General features: G+C 57.0%; 19 protein-coding genes. 14 read left to right on the top strand and 5 right to left on the bottom strand.

All coding sequences use genetic code 11. The features are described 5' to 3' along the window. The first annotated feature begins 205 nt into the window (after positions 1-205). Genes RIN56_15435 through cydC form a run of 5 tightly spaced genes read left to right on the top strand, consistent with a single transcriptional unit; the run spans position 206 to position 6,559 of the window. On the top strand, positions 206-628 hold the full coding sequence (locus RIN56_15435) for an Rrf2 family transcriptional regulator (GenBank protein ID MDR7868189.1): 423 nt from the start codon (positions 206-208) through the stop codon (positions 626-628). A gap of 44 nt (positions 629-672) precedes the next feature. Continuing rightward, entirely contained in the window at positions 673-2,058 is a 1,386-nt protein-coding gene (locus RIN56_15430) for a cytochrome ubiquinol oxidase subunit I (protein MDR7868188.1), read from the top strand. Further along, positions 2,049-3,053 carry a cytochrome d ubiquinol oxidase subunit II gene (cydB, locus tag RIN56_15425; protein MDR7868187.1) on the top strand — a complete coding sequence of 335 codons (1,005 nt, stop codon included), beginning with the start codon at positions 2,049-2,051 and terminating at the stop codon, positions 3,051-3,053. The genes RIN56_15430 and cydB overlap by 10 nt, the downstream gene beginning before the upstream one ends. Before the next feature lie 60 nt (positions 3,054-3,113). Further along, entirely contained in the window at positions 3,114-4,838 is a 1,725-nt protein-coding gene (gene cydD, locus RIN56_15420; protein ID MDR7868186.1) for a thiol reductant ABC exporter subunit CydD, read from the top strand. After that, positions 4,835-6,559, top strand: a complete 1,725-nt coding sequence (gene cydC, locus RIN56_15415; protein ID MDR7868185.1) for a thiol reductant ABC exporter subunit CydC — start codon at positions 4,835-4,837, stop codon at positions 6,557-6,559. Before cydD ends, cydC begins: the two co-directional genes overlap by 4 nt. Before the next feature lie 46 nt (positions 6,560-6,605). Here cydC and RIN56_15410 read toward each other — a convergent pair whose 3' ends face one another. The 5 genes from RIN56_15410 to RIN56_15390 form a co-directional block, all read right to left on the bottom strand. Then, entirely contained in the window at positions 6,606-6,728 is a 123-nt protein-coding gene (locus RIN56_15410) for a hypothetical protein (protein MDR7868184.1), read from the bottom strand. Between the two features lie 136 nt (positions 6,729-6,864). After that, positions 6,865-7,791, bottom strand: a complete 927-nt coding sequence (gene fba, locus RIN56_15405; protein ID MDR7868183.1) for a class II fructose-1,6-bisphosphate aldolase — start codon at positions 7,789-7,791, stop codon at positions 6,865-6,867. 90 nt (positions 7,792-7,881) lie between these two features. Next, positions 7,882-8,787 (bottom strand): RluA family pseudouridine synthase, encoded by a 906-nt coding sequence (locus RIN56_15400; protein ID MDR7868182.1) that lies wholly within the window; start codon positions 8,785-8,787, stop codon positions 7,882-7,884. A gap of 136 nt (positions 8,788-8,923) precedes the next feature. Further along, positions 8,924-9,391 carry a hypothetical protein gene (locus RIN56_15395; GenBank protein MDR7868181.1) on the bottom strand — a complete coding sequence of 156 codons (468 nt, stop codon included), beginning with the start codon at positions 9,389-9,391 and terminating at the stop codon, positions 8,924-8,926. Between the two features lie 79 nt (positions 9,392-9,470). After that, a complete protein-coding gene (locus RIN56_15390) occupies positions 9,471-9,803 on the bottom strand; it encodes a hypothetical protein (protein MDR7868180.1) in 333 nt (110 codons plus the stop codon). 125 nt (positions 9,804-9,928) lie between these two features. Between RIN56_15390 and RIN56_15385 the strand changes: the two genes are divergently transcribed. The 9 genes from RIN56_15385 (at position 9,929) to asnS (ending at position 17,251) form a co-directional block, all read left to right on the top strand. Then, entirely contained in the window at positions 9,929-10,825 is an 897-nt protein-coding gene (locus tag RIN56_15385) for a DMT family transporter (protein MDR7868179.1), read from the top strand. 213 nt (positions 10,826-11,038) lie between these two features. Then, complete coding sequence (locus RIN56_15380; GenBank protein MDR7868178.1) at positions 11,039-11,161, top strand: hypothetical protein; 123 nt, start codon at positions 11,039-11,041, stop codon at positions 11,159-11,161. A gap of 19 nt (positions 11,162-11,180) precedes the next feature. Then, complete coding sequence (locus RIN56_15375; GenBank protein ID MDR7868177.1) at positions 11,181-11,432, top strand: hypothetical protein; 252 nt, start codon at positions 11,181-11,183, stop codon at positions 11,430-11,432. A gap of 141 nt (positions 11,433-11,573) precedes the next feature. Then, on the top strand, positions 11,574-11,969 hold the full coding sequence (locus tag RIN56_15370; GenBank protein ID MDR7868176.1) for a class II SORL domain-containing protein: 396 nt from the start codon (positions 11,574-11,576) through the stop codon (positions 11,967-11,969). A 396-nt stretch (positions 11,970-12,365) separates the two neighbouring features. Beyond that, the gene (locus tag RIN56_15365) at positions 12,366-13,601 is read left to right on the top strand and encodes an aspartate kinase (GenBank protein MDR7868175.1); all 1,236 of its coding nucleotides are present in this window, start codon (positions 12,366-12,368) and stop codon (positions 13,599-13,601) included. A gap of 386 nt (positions 13,602-13,987) precedes the next feature. Further along, the gene (locus RIN56_15360; protein MDR7868174.1) at positions 13,988-14,884 is read left to right on the top strand and encodes a hypothetical protein; all 897 of its coding nucleotides are present in this window, start codon (positions 13,988-13,990) and stop codon (positions 14,882-14,884) included. A 128-nt stretch (positions 14,885-15,012) separates the two neighbouring features. Further along, positions 15,013-15,279 (top strand): alpha/beta-type small acid-soluble spore protein, encoded by a 267-nt coding sequence (locus tag RIN56_15355; GenBank protein MDR7868173.1) that lies wholly within the window; start codon positions 15,013-15,015, stop codon positions 15,277-15,279. Between the two features lie 135 nt (positions 15,280-15,414). Further along, a complete protein-coding gene (locus RIN56_15350) occupies positions 15,415-15,888 on the top strand; it encodes a pyridoxamine 5'-phosphate oxidase family protein (GenBank protein ID MDR7868172.1) in 474 nt (157 codons plus the stop codon). Between the two features lie 70 nt (positions 15,889-15,958). Beyond that, positions 15,959-17,251, top strand: a complete 1,293-nt coding sequence (gene asnS / locus RIN56_15345) for an asparagine--tRNA ligase (GenBank protein ID MDR7868171.1) — start codon at positions 15,959-15,961, stop codon at positions 17,249-17,251. Positions 17,252-17,290: the final 39 nt, after the last annotated feature.

The following is a 17,290-nucleotide window of genomic DNA, read 5'->3' as shown; positions in this document are numbered from 1 at the left end:
AACGGCCTGGGAGGATAGGTAGGCGCCGGTTAGAAAAACCCGCTCGTTTATACGAGCGGGTTTTGTCTGTTTGTAGGAGCTGACCCGACGGGCGTTAGCTCGTAATTTTCAGAAAAATGCTTTCATGAGTATTGATATTTAAAATCTCAAATGGTAAAATTAAATAAAACCATACCAGTATAGTATATTATAAAGGGGGTATTATGTGCAGCTCAATCAAGCGACTGATTATGCATTCAGGGCGTTGCTCCATTTGGCGAAGCTGCCGCCCGGCTCGATCGTCAATACTCAGGAGTTGGCGGCAAGCGAGGCTATTCCTCCCCGGTTTCTCCAGAAGATAACGCGTCCTCTCAGTAAGGCCGGTCTGATACGTTCCCATCGTGGTGTGGAGGGCGGCTTTGCTCTTGCCCGGCCGGCTGCTGAGATCAGCCTTCTGGATATTGTAATTGCTATGGAAGGAAAGCTTGTCGTTCACCGCTGTTTGGAGGAGCGGGATGCCTGCAACAAGCACTGTACGGAAGAGTGCCCGGTCCACGCCGCTTTGGCAAGGTTGCAGGATCAATTGGTCGACGGGCTCCGGCAGGCGAATCTGGCGGCATTGCTGGCCGAAAAGAAGCGCCATAACTGATTTCTAGGTTTATCCCGGAAGTCATTTGACAAGGAGGGGAAAGAATGGATGAACTTTTGTTAGCCCGTTGGCAGTTTGGGATCACCTCAACCTACCATTTTCTGTTCGTGCCGCTGACTTTAGGTCTGTCACTGCTAGTGGCGGCGATGGAAACGGTTTACGTCCGCACCGGCAACGAGCTATATAAAAAAATGACCCAGTTCTGGGGGAAATTATTTCTAATAAACTTTGCCCTTGGGGTTGTGACCGGCCTGGTGCAGGAGTTCGAGTTCGGCATGAACTGGTCGGAGTACTCCCGTTTCATGGGTGATATATTTGGAGCGCCGTTGGCGCTTGAGGCTCTCACCGCTTTCTACCTTGAATCTACCTTTATTGGTATATGGATATTCGGCTGGAATCGCCTGTCTAAGAGGCTGCATGCTGCTGCTATCTGGATCGTCGCGCTGTCCAGCAATCTTTCGGCTTTTTGGATCCTGGTCGCGAACTCTTTTATGCAGGCGCCGGTCGGATATGTGTTGCGCAACGGGCGGGCGGAAATGAACGATTTTGCTGCTCTGCTGACAAATCCGTACGTATGGAATCAGTTTCCCCATACCGTTCTGGGCGGGCTGGTGACCGGGGGCGTATTCGTAATGGCCGTAAGCGCCTACCATTTGCTGCGGCGCAGCCAGGTGGATTTTTTCCGGCCATCCTTCAAAATGGGACTTATCTGTGCTTTGGCCGCAAGTCTGCTGGTGGCAGCCACCGGTCACCGCCAGGCCCAGATCCTCGCCGAGGTTCAGCCGATGAAGCTGGCGGCTATCGAGGCCCTCTGGGAGACGGCCGACCCAGCGCCGTTCACGTTTTTTGCCGCCATCGACAGCAAGAAGCAGGAGAACCGTGGGGAGGTCAGTTTCCCCGGCGGCCTGTCGCTCTTGGTGCATAACTCGCCGACCGGCGAGGTGAAGGGTATCAAGAGCCTCCAGCAGGAGAGCGAAAAACGGTTCGGTCCCGGCTCCTATGTGCCGGATGTGCCGTCCGTGTTCTGGAGTTTTCGGGTTATGGTTGCTGCTGGCATCTGGCTGCTGGCGGTGACCGTTCTGTGCGCCTATTTCTGGCGACGCGGTACACTGGAGAATAAGCCGCTGTTACTGAAGGCTGCGGTGGCCACCCTTGCCGTGCCGTATATCGCCAACTCTACCGGTTGGTATGTGGCCGAGGCCGGGCGGCAGCCGTGGATTGTTTTCGGCCTGCAGCGTGTGGAGCAGGCGGTGTCGCCGACAGTATCGGCGACAAGTATTTGGATTACGCTTATCGGTTTCACGATCGTGTATGGGGTGCTGGCCGTGATAGGAGTATACCTGATGGGCAAGTTCGCCAAACAGGGGCCGGCGGCATCGGTTGAAACGGCTGAGCCGGCTGAAGGCAAGGGGGTGGAACTGTGGACCTGAGTGTTATCTGGTTTGTGCTGGTCGCGGTTTTGTTTATCGGTTTCTTCTTCCTGGAGGGATTCGACTATGGTGTGGGCGTTTTGCTGCCCTTCCTGGGACGCAGTGACAGCGAGCGACGCCTCATTATCGGTTCGATCGGCCCGGTGTGGGACGGCAACGAGGTTTGGATGATAACGGCCGGGGGAGCGCTGTTCGCCGCCTTTCCCCACGTGTACGCCACGTTGTTCAGCGGCTTTTACCTGGCGCTGTTCCTGATGCTCGTCGCCCTCATCGTCCGCGGGGTAGGCCTCGATTTTCGCAGCAAACAGCCCGGCCCCAATTGGCGCAGCACCTGGGATTGGCTGATTTTCGCCGGAAGCCTGGTGCCAGCCCTGCTGTGGGGCGTGGCGGTGACTAACCTCATAAAAGGAGTGCCCATCGACGACAAAATGAATTATGTAGGCACTTTTTTCGATCTGTTGAGCCCGTATACGCTGGTGGGGGGCGCCGCTTTTCTATTGGTGTTCGTCTACCACGGGGCGGTCTATCTTACCCTCAAACTGGAGGATGCTTTGGCACAGCGGGCTCGCCGGGCGGCGCTCGTGATCGGATGCTTTACCGCGGCTGCCTGTCTGGTGTTGGTAGGCATGACCTACATGTATACCGACCTTTTCGCCAGCATCGGCGCGGGCATCAGCCTTTGGGCAGCTGTGGGCGCTTTCGTTCTCAGCTACCTTGCCATGCGGGTCGGCCGCACCGGGTGGGCGTTCGTAGCCAGCGGGCTGGCCATTGTGCTTACGACGGTAGCCTTTTTCTGGGGCCTCTTTCCGCGTCTGATGGTTTCCAGCCTTAATCCCGCTTGGAGTCTTACGGTAGCCAATGCGTCATCCAGCCCGCTCACACTTAAGCTGATGACCATCGCCGCCGGGCTGCTGGTGCCGGTAGTGCTGGCCTATCAGGCCTGGACCTACTGGACTTTTCGCAAAAGGGTAACGTTGCGCGACCTAGAATACTAACAAAAGGCGACCGTGACCCCACGAAAAACAAGGTCACGGTCTTTCGTCTGGGGGGCGGCGATGTTTCATCGCGATTTGTGGAAAGAGGGAAAAAAGCAGGCTTTTCTGCTGGCGCTGCTGACAGGCGCCGGTTTGGCCGCGGGCGGAATTGCGGTGGCCCAGGCTTATGTTTTCGCGCACCTTGTCGCTGGAGTGTTCTTGAAGGGGCTGGGTAGCAGCGAATTAATGCCCTGGATATATGGCCTAATGGCGTTAATGGTGGCAAGGGCGGCCGTCGTATGGCTAATTGAGGCTGTCGGCAGCCGTCTGGCACTGGCGGTGAAAGCCGGACTCAGGAAGCGTCTGCTGGCTCATCTGACCGCTCGGGGGCCGGTGCACGGCGGGGCGGAGAGGACGGGGGAACTTGCCAACCTATTGGGCGAAGGACTGGAAAGTCTCGACGCCTTTTTCGCTCGCTACCTGCCGCAGATGGTGGTGGCTGTGGCCGTACCGCTGCTCGTGCTGGCGGTCGTGGCCCCTATCGACGGCACGGCCGCCTTTATCATGCTGGCGACGGCGCCGCTCATCCCGGTGATGATGGCGCTGATCGGCCGCTGGGCGGGCGAACTGCACCAAAAGCGCTGGCAGGTGCTCGGCAGGCTGAGCGGCCATTTTCTCGATGTGCTGAAAGGGCTTAATACCCTGAAGCTTTTCGGTCGCAGCCGCGAGCAGACGGAAATTATCTTTGCTTACAGCGAGGAATTTCGGCGGCAGACGATGGGGGTGCTGCGGGTCGCGTTCCTGTCAGCGCTTTCCCTTGAGCTTTTGTCGACAATCAGTGTCGCGCTGGTGGCGGTGACTGTAGGCTTAAAGCTTCTGTACGGCGGCATCGGCTTTGAGGGGGCCTTCTTTATCCTGCTGCTGGCGCCGGAGTTTTATCTGCCTTTCCGGTTGCTGGGCAGCCATTTCCACGCCGGGGCAGCCGCCATCGCCTCTGCCGAGCGCGTTTTCGGCCTGTTGGCGCAGCCACTGCCGGCAGGCGTTTTCGGCGTGCTCCCCCTGACAGCCGGCGCGGCTATAACGGTGGAATTGGCTGACGTTGCCTTCGGCTATCCCGGGCGCGATCAGCCGGCGCTGCAAAATGTGTCTTTTACCATTCCGGCCGGCAAGCGGGTGGCGCTGGTTGGGCCGAGCGGCGCCGGCAAAACCACGGTAGTTAATCTGCTGCTGGGATTTGTCGCGCCTTCGCAGGGAAGTATCCGCGTTAACGGGCAGGAGCTCGGACGCATCCGCCGGGAAGACTGGCTGCGCCGTGTCGCCTATATCCCCCAGTTTCCGCACATTTTCGCCGGCACTGTGGCCGACAATATCCGCCAGGACAGCGCGGGTTCGCTGACTGAGGTGGCGGCAGCGGCAGCGGCGGCCGAGGCGCACGAATTCATCAGCCGTCTGCCGCAAGGATATGACACGCTTATTGGCGAGGGAGGTTTGGCCCTGAGCGGCGGTGAGGCGCAGCGTATCGCCATCGCCCGTGCTTTCTACCGCCAGGCGGCGGTGATTATTCTCGACGAGGCGACGAGCGGACTCGATCCCCGGACGGAGAAAGCGGTACGTGCCGGGCTGGACCGGCTGCTGGCCGGACGCACGGCGCTCGTGGTCGCTCACCGCCTGACAACGGTATATACTGCCGATGTGATCGTCGTGCTAACCGAAGGCGTGGTTTGTGAGCAGGGCCGCCATGAGGAACTGATGGCCAGGCAGGGGGTGTATTCCCGGTTGGTGGGCGCCTACCGGGGAACGGCATGAGATACCTGGGGCGTCTTCTGGGGCTGGCCGGCCCTGCATGGGGCCTGCTGGCGGCTTCGGCGGGTATCGGTTTCCTGGCGGTGGCGTCTGGGGCAGGAATGCTGGCGACAGCCGCGTATCTCATCGCTATGGCGGCGTTGTCGCCGCCGCTCGCCGCCCTATCGGTTTCGATTGTCGGCATACGGTTGTTCACACTGCTGCGGGCCGGGGCCCGGTACCTTGAGCGCTATCTGTCGCACGACGCCACACTGCGGCTTTTGAGCGCCCTGAGAGTGCGGCTGTACGCAGCCCTCGAGCAGATGCCGTCCGCCCGTTTTGCCGGGATCGGCGAAGCCGATTTGTTCGCGCGCCTGGTCGCCGATATCGACAGGCTGCAGTTCTTTTACCTGCGGGTTGCGTTGCCGCCGCTTATCGCCATTTTGACGGTGGCTGGCCTGGCGTGTTTTCTCGGCGTGTTCGCCGGGCAGCTGATTTACCCCGTACTCATCGGGTTTCTGCTGGCCGGGGTGGCGCTACCGTTGATCTTTTACCGTCTGGGAGCCGGACTGGGCAGAGAACTGGCGACCGCCGGAGCCGGGCTGAATAAGGCGGTAATCGATAGCTTGCGCGGCTGGCGGGAGCTGGCGGCCGCAGGCGATACGGAGCGCCAGCTCGAACGGGCGACCCAAGCCGGCGATAGTCTGGCGTTTGCCCAGAGACGGACGGCTGGCCTGACAGGTATGGCCGACGCCGCCAGTGGTCTGGTGATTAATATTACGGTCTTAGCCGTCTTTTTAGTTGTGGCCGAGATGGTGCGGGGCGGGCAGATCGCCGGCGTCTATCTTGGGGCGCTTACCCTGCTTGTCCACGGGGCGGCCGAGGCGGTGCTGCCGCTGACTGCGTCTTTTCGTTACTGGGGCGAAAGCCGGACGGCGGCCGAACGCATTTTTTCCGTGCTTGCGTCCGGACCGGTTGTTGAGAAGCAGGCCAGTGAAGAGCCACCTGTGGCGTATGACCTGGAACTGCGCGACGTCCGTTTCCGTTATCGATCAGACGGCCCTTGGGCGCTCGACAGCCTTTCCCTTTCGTTGCCGGCAGGCAGCCACGTGGCGGTTGTAGGGGTCAGCGGAGCAGGTAAAAGTACGCTGGCTCGTCTGTTGCTGCGCTTTGACGAGCCTGAGAGCGGCAGCATTCTCCTAGGAGGGCGGGAAATATGCGAATATGGGGTGGCGGCCGTGCGGGCAGCGACTGGGGTTATTGAGCAACATAACCATCTTTTCAACGCCAGCGTCGCCGATAATATCCGCCTAGCCGATCCGGCAGCCGGTGAAAAGGAAGTTGCCGCCGCCGCCAGATATGCCGGACTGGGGGCTATTATTGACCAGTGGCCGCAAGGACTGGCGACGCTTGTAGGGGAGAACGGCCACTGCCTGTCAGGCGGTGAGCGTCAGCGAGTGGCGATGGCCCGTGTGTTGCTCAAAAAACCGGCGATCGTCATCCTTGACGAACCGACCGCAGGCCTCGACCCGGCAAACGAACAAGCGCTGATGACCACGCTCCTGGCCAGCATGGCCGGGCGCACAACCATCCTGATAACTCATCGGATGTCAGGACTTGCTGCCGTGGATACAGTCGTCGTTCTCGACCAGGGGCGGGTGGCCGAACAAGGGCATTTCGACGCACTGATGGCCAGAAGAGGCCTGTTTTACGAAATGTGGCGAATGGAACAAGACGTATTCTAAGACGATAAAGGGCGAAGACGTTTAAGTCTTCGCCCTTTTCGTGTCTTCACTTGTCGAAAGCGAGCAGGATGACCGGATTGCCGAATTTTTTCGCCAGCTCGCCCTCGTAGTCTTTGATGGCGGCGAGCTGATCCGACGACAGTTTGGCCAGCGGTGCGTTGAGGTCCATTATTTTCGATATCCCCTTTCCACAAGCTTTTTTGTTCATAACATCTCCCAACAAAGGCGGTCTATACGCAGTTTTGGGAGGGTGTATTTACTAAACGCAAAAAAAAAAAACCGGAACCTTGCGGTTCCGGTTTTTTCTACAGGCGGTTGCTGGCATTGAGGACATTCTTGATTTTATGCTTGACCATATTTTTGATCGCTTCGCGGGCGGGGCGCAGGTAGTCGCGGGGGTCGAACTTGTCGGGATTCACGGCGAGAGCTTCGCGGATGCTCGCGGTCATCGCCAAGCGGAGGTCTGTGTCAATATTGATCTTGCAGACGCCCATGGTGCCGGCCTTTTTGAGCATCTCCTCGGGCACGCCTTGCGCGTCTTTGATCTGTCCGCCGTAAGTGTTGCACTTGGCGACAAATTCGGGCAGGACGGTTGATGCGCCATGGAGGACGATGGGGAAGCCGGGTAAGAGCGCGGCTATTCTGGCGAGACGGTCAAAATCAAGCTGCGGTTCACCTTTGAATTTATAGGCTCCGTGGCTGGTGCCGATTGCGATAGCCAGCGAATCGACCCCGGTGCGGCGGACGAAGTCGGCGGCCTGATCGGGGTCGGTATAGGTGGCATCCTTGGCGCTGACGTTGACGGCATCCTCTACCCCGGCGAGGCGGCCGAGTTCGCCTTCGACGGTGACGCCGCGGGCGTGGGCATATTCGACCACCCTCTTAGTCAGGGTGATATTTTCTTCATAAGGATGCTTGGAGCCGTCGATCATCACGGACGTGAACCCGCCGTCGACGCAGGCTTTGCAGATCTCAAAATCTTCGCCGTGGTCAAGATGCAGGCAGATCGGCAGCCCGGTGTCTTCGACAGCCGCTTCGACTAACTTCATGAGGTAAATATGTTTGGCGTATTTGCGAGCGCCTGCCGATACCTGCAGGATCAGCGGGGCCTGTTCTTCTTTGGCGGCGTCGACGATACCCTGGATAATTTCCATGTTATTGACGTTGAACGCGCCCACGGCGTATTTACCATAGGCTTTTTTGAACATTTCCGCTGACGATACCAACGGCATAGAGATCCCTCCTAGCTTATTGTCCGCGTTAATTATACCACATTTTCCAAATCAGCGAAAAATAGCGCTACAAGATTCCGATCAATATATTCACAAATCAGCGGTCTCGCCGGAGACCGGTCTTGACTGCAGCTCAGCCAACAGATGGTCCATATCCGGAGGCAGGGGGCTGGAGAGCGATACCCGTTGACCGCCGACCGGGTGGGGGAAGGCCAACGCGGCGGCGTGAAGGGCCGGCCGGCCGATAAGGGCGGTGGAACCTCCATAGAGATCGTCGCCGATAATCGGGTGCCCAATGTGGGCAAGGTGGACACGAATCTGGTGCGTCCGGCCCGTAAGCAGGCGCAGGCGGACTAGGCTGTGCGGACCGGCCGCAGCAACGGTTTCGTAGGCGGTGGAGGCAGCTTTTCCGTCGGGGCAGACGGTGCGCTGGATGATGCTGCCGGCAAGGCGGCCTATAGGGGCATCGATTACAGCGGTCGGAGGGTGGGGGTGGCCGGAGACGAGGGCAAGGTAGGTGCGCTCGAGGGGCTTGCCGCCGTCGGCGAAGAGGAGGTGCTGAATATAAGGGTTCTTGGCGATAAGGATCAGTCCGGATGTGTTGCGGTCCAGGCGGTGTGCCGGATGAAAGGCGCCGGCCTCGCCGCGGGTGCGCAGGTGATGGACGACGGCGTTGGCCAGAGTAGGTTCCGGCGGGCCGCTTGCCGGATGAACAAGCAGGCCGGCGGGCTTGTCCGCCACCAGCAGGTGATCGTCTTCGTAGCAGACGGTGAGGGCCAGAGGAATGGGTTCGATATGGCTCTCGTCAGGCCAGGTTATTGTGAGGACATCGCCCGGTGATACGACCGTCTGCCAGGTAACGGGTATGCCGTTAAGGCGGATGGCGTCCGGGCAGCGTTTCAGCTTGCGGCGGAGGGTGAGGGAGAAATTCAGCCTCCGAAGGAGTTTGTTCAGGAACGTGGGCTGTTCGTCGCCGGAGAGAATGAAGGAGAACATGGCTTCAGTCCTTTACAGGTGCTTGTATTAGTATTTCGATTTCCGGCGCCCCGATTCCTGGCGATGACAGCATGCCGGCCAGGGGCTGTGGGAAATGCCGGGACGGGCAAAAAAAAACCTGCCCTCGCAGGCAGTTTTACAGTATATCCTGGATCAGCGCGATTAGCTCGGCCATATGTTCCCGTTCGGCGGTCATGGATTCTTTGAGGTAATCGCCCATCGGATGCCCCCGCCACCCATAAACGTCGGCAAAGCGACGGTGTCGGCGACCCAAGGCTGAAAGAAGGGGCAGAAGAGGCAAACGGCTGCCGCAGTATTCCTGGCCGGTCTCAGTACTGTCGCTGTCACGCAGACTCATGCCGTGTTTGCTTAGGACGGCCGCCATGAGATCGTCATGGAGGGTGATCATATGGAGGACGTCGAGGTAGCCGTTCCAGTGGTCAACGGCCATGTCGTCCAGGGTATCCCGGGCGGTGCCGCTGGCATGGTCGGCGGCTTCCAGGGCGGTGCGCAGCAGATCAAGCTGCTCGCAGGCTTCAAGGTGCAGGCGCCGCAGATGCTCAGCGTCCACCGTCATCGGCCTGCGATCGCGGTTCTTTTTCACGGCAAACCCTCCTAACAGGGTGGTTGATATATCTTATGCCGCCGCGAAATGGATGTGAAGACAGCGCCCGGACCGCCGGTTATTTAAATGGGGCGATAAACCGGATCATTTTGATGGGAATATGCATTGACAGGCAACGATGGCGGACATTTACGTTGACGATGACGAAGTCGCAGCCTACGTAGCAGAGAGTGCCGCAGAAAGATTCCTTGCCGCAGATACGGGCGTCGACGGAGAAGATTACTTCGTCGCCAATCAGGCAAAGGATGCGGTCTTTGAGGCTTTCGCGATGGAAGTCGTACATCTTGTACGGCATGGGCTCGTCGCAGCAGACGTCTTTCATCATGTAGTCGTCGCAGCCGGGCTCCATGTTGTCATCGCCTTGATACCAGTGCGGGTATTTGCAGTCCATAGGCCTTAGTATCCTCCTTTATTATTTTATGGAGAGATGGTATAATTTTTTTGCTGTCTACCTGCTACATCATATGAGAATCTGAAACATAATGTTACTTTTGTCAACATCCGGGAGGTGGGGGTTTGCTGCGTTTTTTAATGCATACCGAGAAAGGTGTCCTCATTATATTGACGCTGACTGCCGTAATGTGGGGTGGTAATGCGGTGACCGCCAAGTACGTCGTGGGCGAACTGCCGCCGGTTACCACCGCTTTTTTTCGTTTTGCCTGGGTCAGCGCCATATTGCTTGCGCTCGTCTGGCGTATGGAAGGGTCGAAGTGTCTGCCTGAACGGCGGCAGTTGCCGGGGATTCTGGCAATGGCTGCGACCGGCATTTTCGGACACAATTTTCTGGTTTACAGCGGGGTCAAATTGTCCACCGCAACCAATATGAGCCTGTTTGCCGCCGTAAACCCGGTTATCACCGCCTGCTTGGCCGCCATATTCCTGCATGAGCGCCTGGCGAGACGGCAGATGCTCGGGGTAGCGCTATCCTTGGCCGGGGTGGTGACAGTTATCACCCGCGGCGACTTAAGTGTGCTCACGGGTCTGAGATTCAACATCGGCGACATATTGCTGGCGGCCGCACCGGTAGCGTGGGCGGTTTATTCCGTCGTCGGCCGCCGCGTGATGAGAGGAATGTCGGCGCTGGCGGCGACGGCGTGGGCAAGTGTGGCCGGGTCGGCATTATTACTGGTCGCCGCCTTGTGGGAAGGGTTTGACGGCAGTATCGTCCTCAGCCCGCTGGGGTGGGCGAGTATGGCGTATATGATTATCGGCAGCGGGGTCATCGCTTTCTACTGGTGGAACCAGGGAGTGACGGTAATCGGTCCCAGCCGGGCGGCCGTCTTTATGAACTTAATCCCCGTGTCCGGCATGTTTTTGGCGGCGGTATTGCTGAATGAAGCCGTATCTGCCGAGCAGTTGATTGGTGCAGTCATGATAATCGGCGGCGTCTGGCTGACGACGCAAAAGACCTGACACCATCCTTTGCGAGCAGGATAAAGTGTCTTCCATCCCGAATAATCACAACACATGTTATTTAGGGAGGACATCATGTCTCCTTCGATTGTGACTTTTTGGGGCGCACTACTCGGCTGGTTACTCATGCCGCGAATTAGAAAAAACCGGAGTATTCGCGCTTTAAGGCCTGTCTGGGCTTACACCTGCGCAATACTTATCGCCTCGGCGGTTATGTACTTTTTCGAATATCATCGCGAGGCATGGCTGTTTGTTCTCGGGATGGTCGTTCAACTCATGGTATTCACATCAGTGGCCTGGATAAGGCGTACGGCGGCCAAAGCCAGCCGCAAATAGCCGACGCGCGGAGGTTAGCATGGAGATTGGTCAAAATGTTAATGTTGTACTGTACGGCTTCCTGGTATGGCTGATAATTGCCCCGCGCCTGAGTGCCGAACGGTACGGAGACGGGTTCCTCGCCTATATGGCAGCCTTGCTGCTCAGCCTGATCGCCAGTTCCGAAATAATGATGGTAAAGCCGGTGGCCTTCTTTTTTACTGTCGGTGGCGTCTTTGCCTTTTGCTATGTGCTGGCCCGCTCGATGGTAATGGTCAAAATAAGAAAATGAAACCGGCCGGCGTAACTGCGGCCGGTTTCACTCATTAAAAATAAAAAATTACTAATAAATAATAATTCTCAAGAAGGAATTTTTGAAACAACGGAGTAATACTATTACTATAAATAGAAAAAATTCGAGGAGGATCCGAAAATGAAAATTGCCGATGTCGTACAAAGCGCAGACTGGAAAACGGAGAAGCACGTCCCGGTAATCGAGGCTCCGGATAGTGCGCAAGCGGGCGGAAAATTCACTGTCCAGGTGTCGGTAGGCAAAGAAATAGCCCATCCCAACACGACCGAGCACCATATTCGCTGGATCAAGCTCTACTTCAAGCCCGAAGGCGGAAAATTCGCCTATGATCTCGGTGGCTACGAGTTTTCCGCCCACGGAGAATCGGTGGAGGGGGCCAACAAAGGTCCCGCCTTTAGCGAGCCCCAAGTGACCGCGGCGATAAAGCTGAGCGCCTCAGGAACCCTTATCGCCGAGAGTTACTGCAATATCCACGGTTTATGGGAAAGCTCAAAAGAGATTAAGATTACTGCTTGAAGTAGATAACCCAAGGTTGGCTAGAAAGCCCTAGATGCACGTCCTGACTACCCTGGCTTTATCAGCGTTCTATGCTGTAGGCGATAATCGCACGTGCAGTGTACGGGGCGTCCTTCAGAGCGCGCTGCGACGACGGCCCTTGGATGGGCCTAGTGCCGGACGCGCCATGGATGGCGCTAGCGTCCGGCCGCGTACTCGTCCGTACGCTAGCAAGCGCTCTAAGGAACAACGCCGCAGATGGGGCTTTATCGCCAACCTGGACCCGGCTAAGGCCGGGTTTCCCTTTTACCTGGCGCATCCATAGCCGCAATATTCTGAATGTGCATTCCCAGGAGGAAATTGTACGCGCTTGGAGAATAATAACTCCTATTGTGCAGCAGAAGGAAGGTAATGGATATGGCGCTAGTTGTAAAAAAGTTCGGCGGCAGCTCAGTTGCGACAACGGAGAAGCTTATGGCGGTAGTCCGGCGCGTCCTCGCCGATAAAAAGCCGGATGACAGGGTGGTCGTAGTAGTATCGGCCATGGGTGACACCACCGACGACCTGATCCAGATGGCCAAAGCGGTGAACGATAAACCCTATGGCCGGGAAATGGACATGCTGCTGGCGACGGGTGAGCAGGTTTCCATCGCTCTCCTGGCGATGGCGTTTGCCTCGCAGGGACAGCCGGCGGTATCGCTCACCGGTTTTCAGGCCGGGATCGCCACCACCGACGCCTATAACAAAGGGAAAATCAAGACCGTTAAGCCGGACAGGGTATTGGCGGAACTCGCGGCGGGGAAAATTGTCATAGTGGCCGGGTTCCAGGGAATAACGGCCGGCGGCGACATCACCACATTAGGGCGCGGCGGCTCAGACACCACCGCAGTGGCGCTGGCCGGCGCCATGCAGGCCGACATCTGCGAAATATATACCGATGTTGACGGCGTGTACTCCGCCGACCCCAGGGTAGTTAAGACAGCCCGGCGGATGAAAGAGATAACTTATAACGAAATGCTGGAGATGGCCAGGCTGGGAGCGGTGGTCATGCAACCGCGCTCGGTCGAGATGGGCAAGCACTACGGAGTACCCATCCATGTCCGCTCGACCTTCAGCCGCGAGCCTGGGACAATTATCAGGGAGGTATACACTGTGGAAGAAAAAGAGTTTATCATCAGAGGCGTAACCCACGACTCCAATGTGGCCAAGGTAGCCATTCTGGGAGTGCCGGATCGTCCGGGCATCGCCTACAAGGTTTTCTCCGCCCTGGCTCAGGCCAATATCGACGTTGACATGATCGTCCAGAGCATCCGCAACGCCGACAAAAATATCAACGACATCGTCTTCACCATAGCTCAGCCGGACCTGCCGATCGCCAGACAGATAATCGATGAGGTTGGTAAAACGATCGGCGTTCTCGGCGTGGTCGTGGACGAAAATGTAGCCAAGGTGTCGGTGGTGGGAGCGGGCATGTACGGCAGCCCGGGTATCGCCGCCGCGATGTTCGGCGCCCTGGCAGACGCCGGCGTCAACATCGAGGTTATCAGCACATCGGAAATCAGCATATCCTGTCTTATCCAGGGCGACAAGGTCAAAGAAGCCGTCGCCGCCATCCATGCCCGTTTTTTCAAGGAAGAGGATAACGGCAAGTAACTCTGCGGATTCTTAAGACAGCGCCGCGACGGCGCTGTCTTTTTTATGCCACAATTCTAACATTATGTAACATGAATAATTTGGATACATTTCCATGTAATTAATTTCAAGCGGGATGACTACATAGACGTGAAGGAATTATGTAAATTAAATAGAATTATGCTTAATATAAAAGGCTTATAATCGCAACCGACGCGAAAAGAGTTAGCGGGGTGACTACTCGGAACCGCGGCGGAAATGCGTTATAGGATAACCGGCGGCAACCCGGAGACGCCTGACTGTGAGGAAACGTGGATACTCACGCTGAGGGCTCTTCAGGAAAGCGGCGGGTTATAGGTAACCATCAACAAACAACACCCGCAAAAAAACTGAGGAGGCAAAAAACCGTGAAAAAGAGACTTCTTTCGGCTGCAATCATGGCTGCTCTTACCATTTCGACCGCTACCGCTTTTGCCGCTCCCGTGATTACCGGCGACGCTCAGACCATGATCCAGACCACCAAAGGCAGCGGCGATTACTCTGACGCCCGTATCCGCCTGAACTTCGATTTCGACATGGGTGAAGGCATGTACGCTCACGCCCGCCTCATGGGTATCGACCAGCAAATGCAGGGCACCGGCCTCAACTATGCCGAAGCCGGCACCGGCTCCAAGGGTTCGGAAGTCAACATGGAGCAAATGTATATCGGCTCGAAGTTCGGCCAAGTTGACGCCAAATTTGGCCGCCAACCGGTTTCCGTAGGTCAAAACATGCTGGCCGACGTTAACGGTATCCAGGGTATCTCGCTGGCCGGCAAAGCCGGTGACTTCAACCTCTACGGTTTCGGCGGCCGCTCCGTGAAAGACGACGTTCTCGCCGCCAGCATCGACACCAAGGTGCAGGCAATCGATATGGGCGCCGGCTACCTGAAGCGCGAAGACAACAAATACTGGTCCGTAAACGCCGGCGGCAAGGTTGCCGAAAACGTGGGCCTGACCGGTATCTATATGAAGAACAACACCGCCAAAGCTGACGGTTACATGATTAAAGCCACCGTTGGCCAAGCCGCCAACAAGGGCGACTTCAGCTACGCAGTATCCTTCCGCGACATCGAGAACAACGCTGTTGACGGTGACTGGGTGACCAACGGCGCGCTCGCCGACTCCAAGGGCGTTCGTCTCGAAGCCAAATACAAGCCTACCAACAACGCCACCCTGTGGGTATACCAGGACATCACCAAGAAATCCAGCGATGCTTCCATCAAACCGAACCAGTTCCGTGCCGAACTCGACTTCAACTTCTAAATCGGTCTTCAAAAGCGGCCCTTTACGGGGCCGCTTCTTTTTGTCCAGTTTTTTCAATGTATGTGAAGGCTCATTTTAGCCATTCTATAAATGGGTACCCCAAAAATCGCAAAGGGAGGTTTTGCTTAATGTCGAGGAGTCGGAAACCTGTCAACCCCCAGGCGCAGAAAGCTCTCGACCAGCTGAAGGTGGAAACCGCTGCCGAACTCGGCTTGCAGAATTACCAGAACACTTACAAGGGTGCCCTGACCTCGGCGGATAACGGCCGCGTCGGTGGCAACATGGTCCGCAAGATGATCGAGTCCCAGGAAAACAAACTGGGCGGCGGCCAAGGCGGCAGCCAACAGGGCAAATCCGGACAGACGCTCACCAGCAAGAACAACATTGGCAACTGACGACCGAAAGGCAGGCCGCAAGGCCTGCTTTCCTTTTGGGGAAGATGGCACTTTTCACGTATGTTTACGTCGGGAGACAGGAAAATAGCGCCAAATAAAGAATCAAACATTATCCATATCTTCAGGAGGGATAAAATGCCGAAAAAGTGGTTAAGCGAAAGTGAGGCGTTCGCGTACCTCGCCGCGAGGACAGAGGGAAGGCTGGCGACGTGCGGCGCCGACGGACAGCCCTATATAACCCCTCTCAATTATATTTTCCATCGCGGCAGCATTTATTTTCACTGCGCCCCCAAAGGGCACAAGCTTGACAACATTGCCGCCAACAACCGCGTTTGCTTTGAAGTCAGCCAGTCCGACAAACTGGTATTTTCCGAAAAGGCCTGTGGCTGCTCGACCCGCTATACCTCAGTTGTCGTATTCGGGAAAGCCCGCATCGTCAACGACGAAGAAGAGATGATCGACGTTCTGAATACGCTGACCGCGCGTTTTGCCGCCGGACGGCCGTTCGCGGCCGTGGACGCCACGATGCTCAAGGGCTGTGTTGCCGTGGCCATCAGCGTGGACAAAATCACCGGCAAGATGAACGTAGATCCGGGTGCCGCGACCTGACGCTGACAAGGTAATAGGAAAATATTTTCAGGTTAGACTAACGATATTGAGGCAAAAGGGGTGGCACCGATTGGCAACGGCACTCATAAAAAATCTTGGCCGCCATGTAGGCGAAACGGTGACTGTCCAGGGCTGGCTGTATAATCTTCGGTCCTCGGGCAAAATCGCTTTTTTGATCGTCCGTGACGGTACCGGCCTTGTGCAGGGGGTAATGGTTAAGAAAGAGGTCGGAGACGACCTATTTGCGCTTGCCGCCACACTTACTCAGGAGAGCGCGCTGAAAGTAAGCGGCGTCGTCAGGGAGGAGCCCCGAGCCGTCGGCGGCTACGAGCTTACCCTCACCGGGCTCGAGATCGTCAGCATCGCCGAGGAATACCCGATAACCCACAAGGAACACGGGGTCGAATTCCTCGCCGAACGTCGCCATCTGTGGCTCAGAACCCCGAAACAGACAGCCGTTATTCGCATCCGCTCCGAAATCGAACAGGCTTTTCGCGATTTCTTTTATCAGCGTGATTTCGTGCTGGCCGACGCGCCGGTGATAACGCCGGCCGCCTGCGAAGGCACCACAACGCTGTTTGAGATCGACTATCACGGCGAAAAAGCCTTCTTGTCCCAGAGCGGTCAGCTTTATAACGAAGCTACCGCAGCCGCCCTCGGGCGCGTATATTGTTTCGGGCCGACTTTCCGGGCCGAAAAATCGAAAACCCGCCGCCACCTGATGGAGTTCTGGATGATCGAGGCCGAAATGGCCTACTTCGACATCGACGACAACATGAAGCTTCAGGAGGAAATGGTCTTCTACGTCGTGCAGAGGGTACTGGAACGCTGCCGGCAGGAACTCAAGACGCTGGAGCGGGACGTTGCCAAGCTGGAGGCCATCAAACTGCCCTTCCCCCGCATAAGCTATACGGAAGCGGTAGAACTGCTGAAAAAGGCGGGTGAGGAATTCGTCTGGGGCGACGATTTCGGCGCTCCTCACGAAACGATCATCGGCAGCAACTTCGACGCTCCCGTATTCGTCCACCGCTATCCCACCGCGATCAAGGCGTTTTACATGAAACCCGACCCCAACGACCCCAAAGTGGTATTGGGAGCTGATCTCATCGCCCCGGAAGGGTACGGCGAAATGATCGGCGGCGGACAGAGGATCGACGACCTCGCTCTGCTTGAACAGCGTCTGGATGAACACAAGCTGCCGCGCGAGGCGTTCGAATGGTACCTAGACCTTCGCCGCTACGGAGCCGTCCCCCATTCAGGGTTTGGCTTGGGCATCGAACGGACGGTGGCCTGGATCTGCGGACTCGACCACATCAGGGAAACAATCCCCTTCCCGCGGATGCTCCATAAGATGTACCCCTGATGTATACTGGATTTTTCTTGACCGATGGCAGGAATAATC

It is taken from the genome of Sporomusaceae bacterium, from assembly GCA_031460455.1.
Classification (GTDB): Bacteria; Bacillota; Negativicutes; order Sporomusales; family UBA7701; genus Anaeroselena.
The sequence above is the reverse complement of the archived record's forward strand: the minus strand, read 5'-3'. Positions and strand labels throughout refer to the sequence as shown.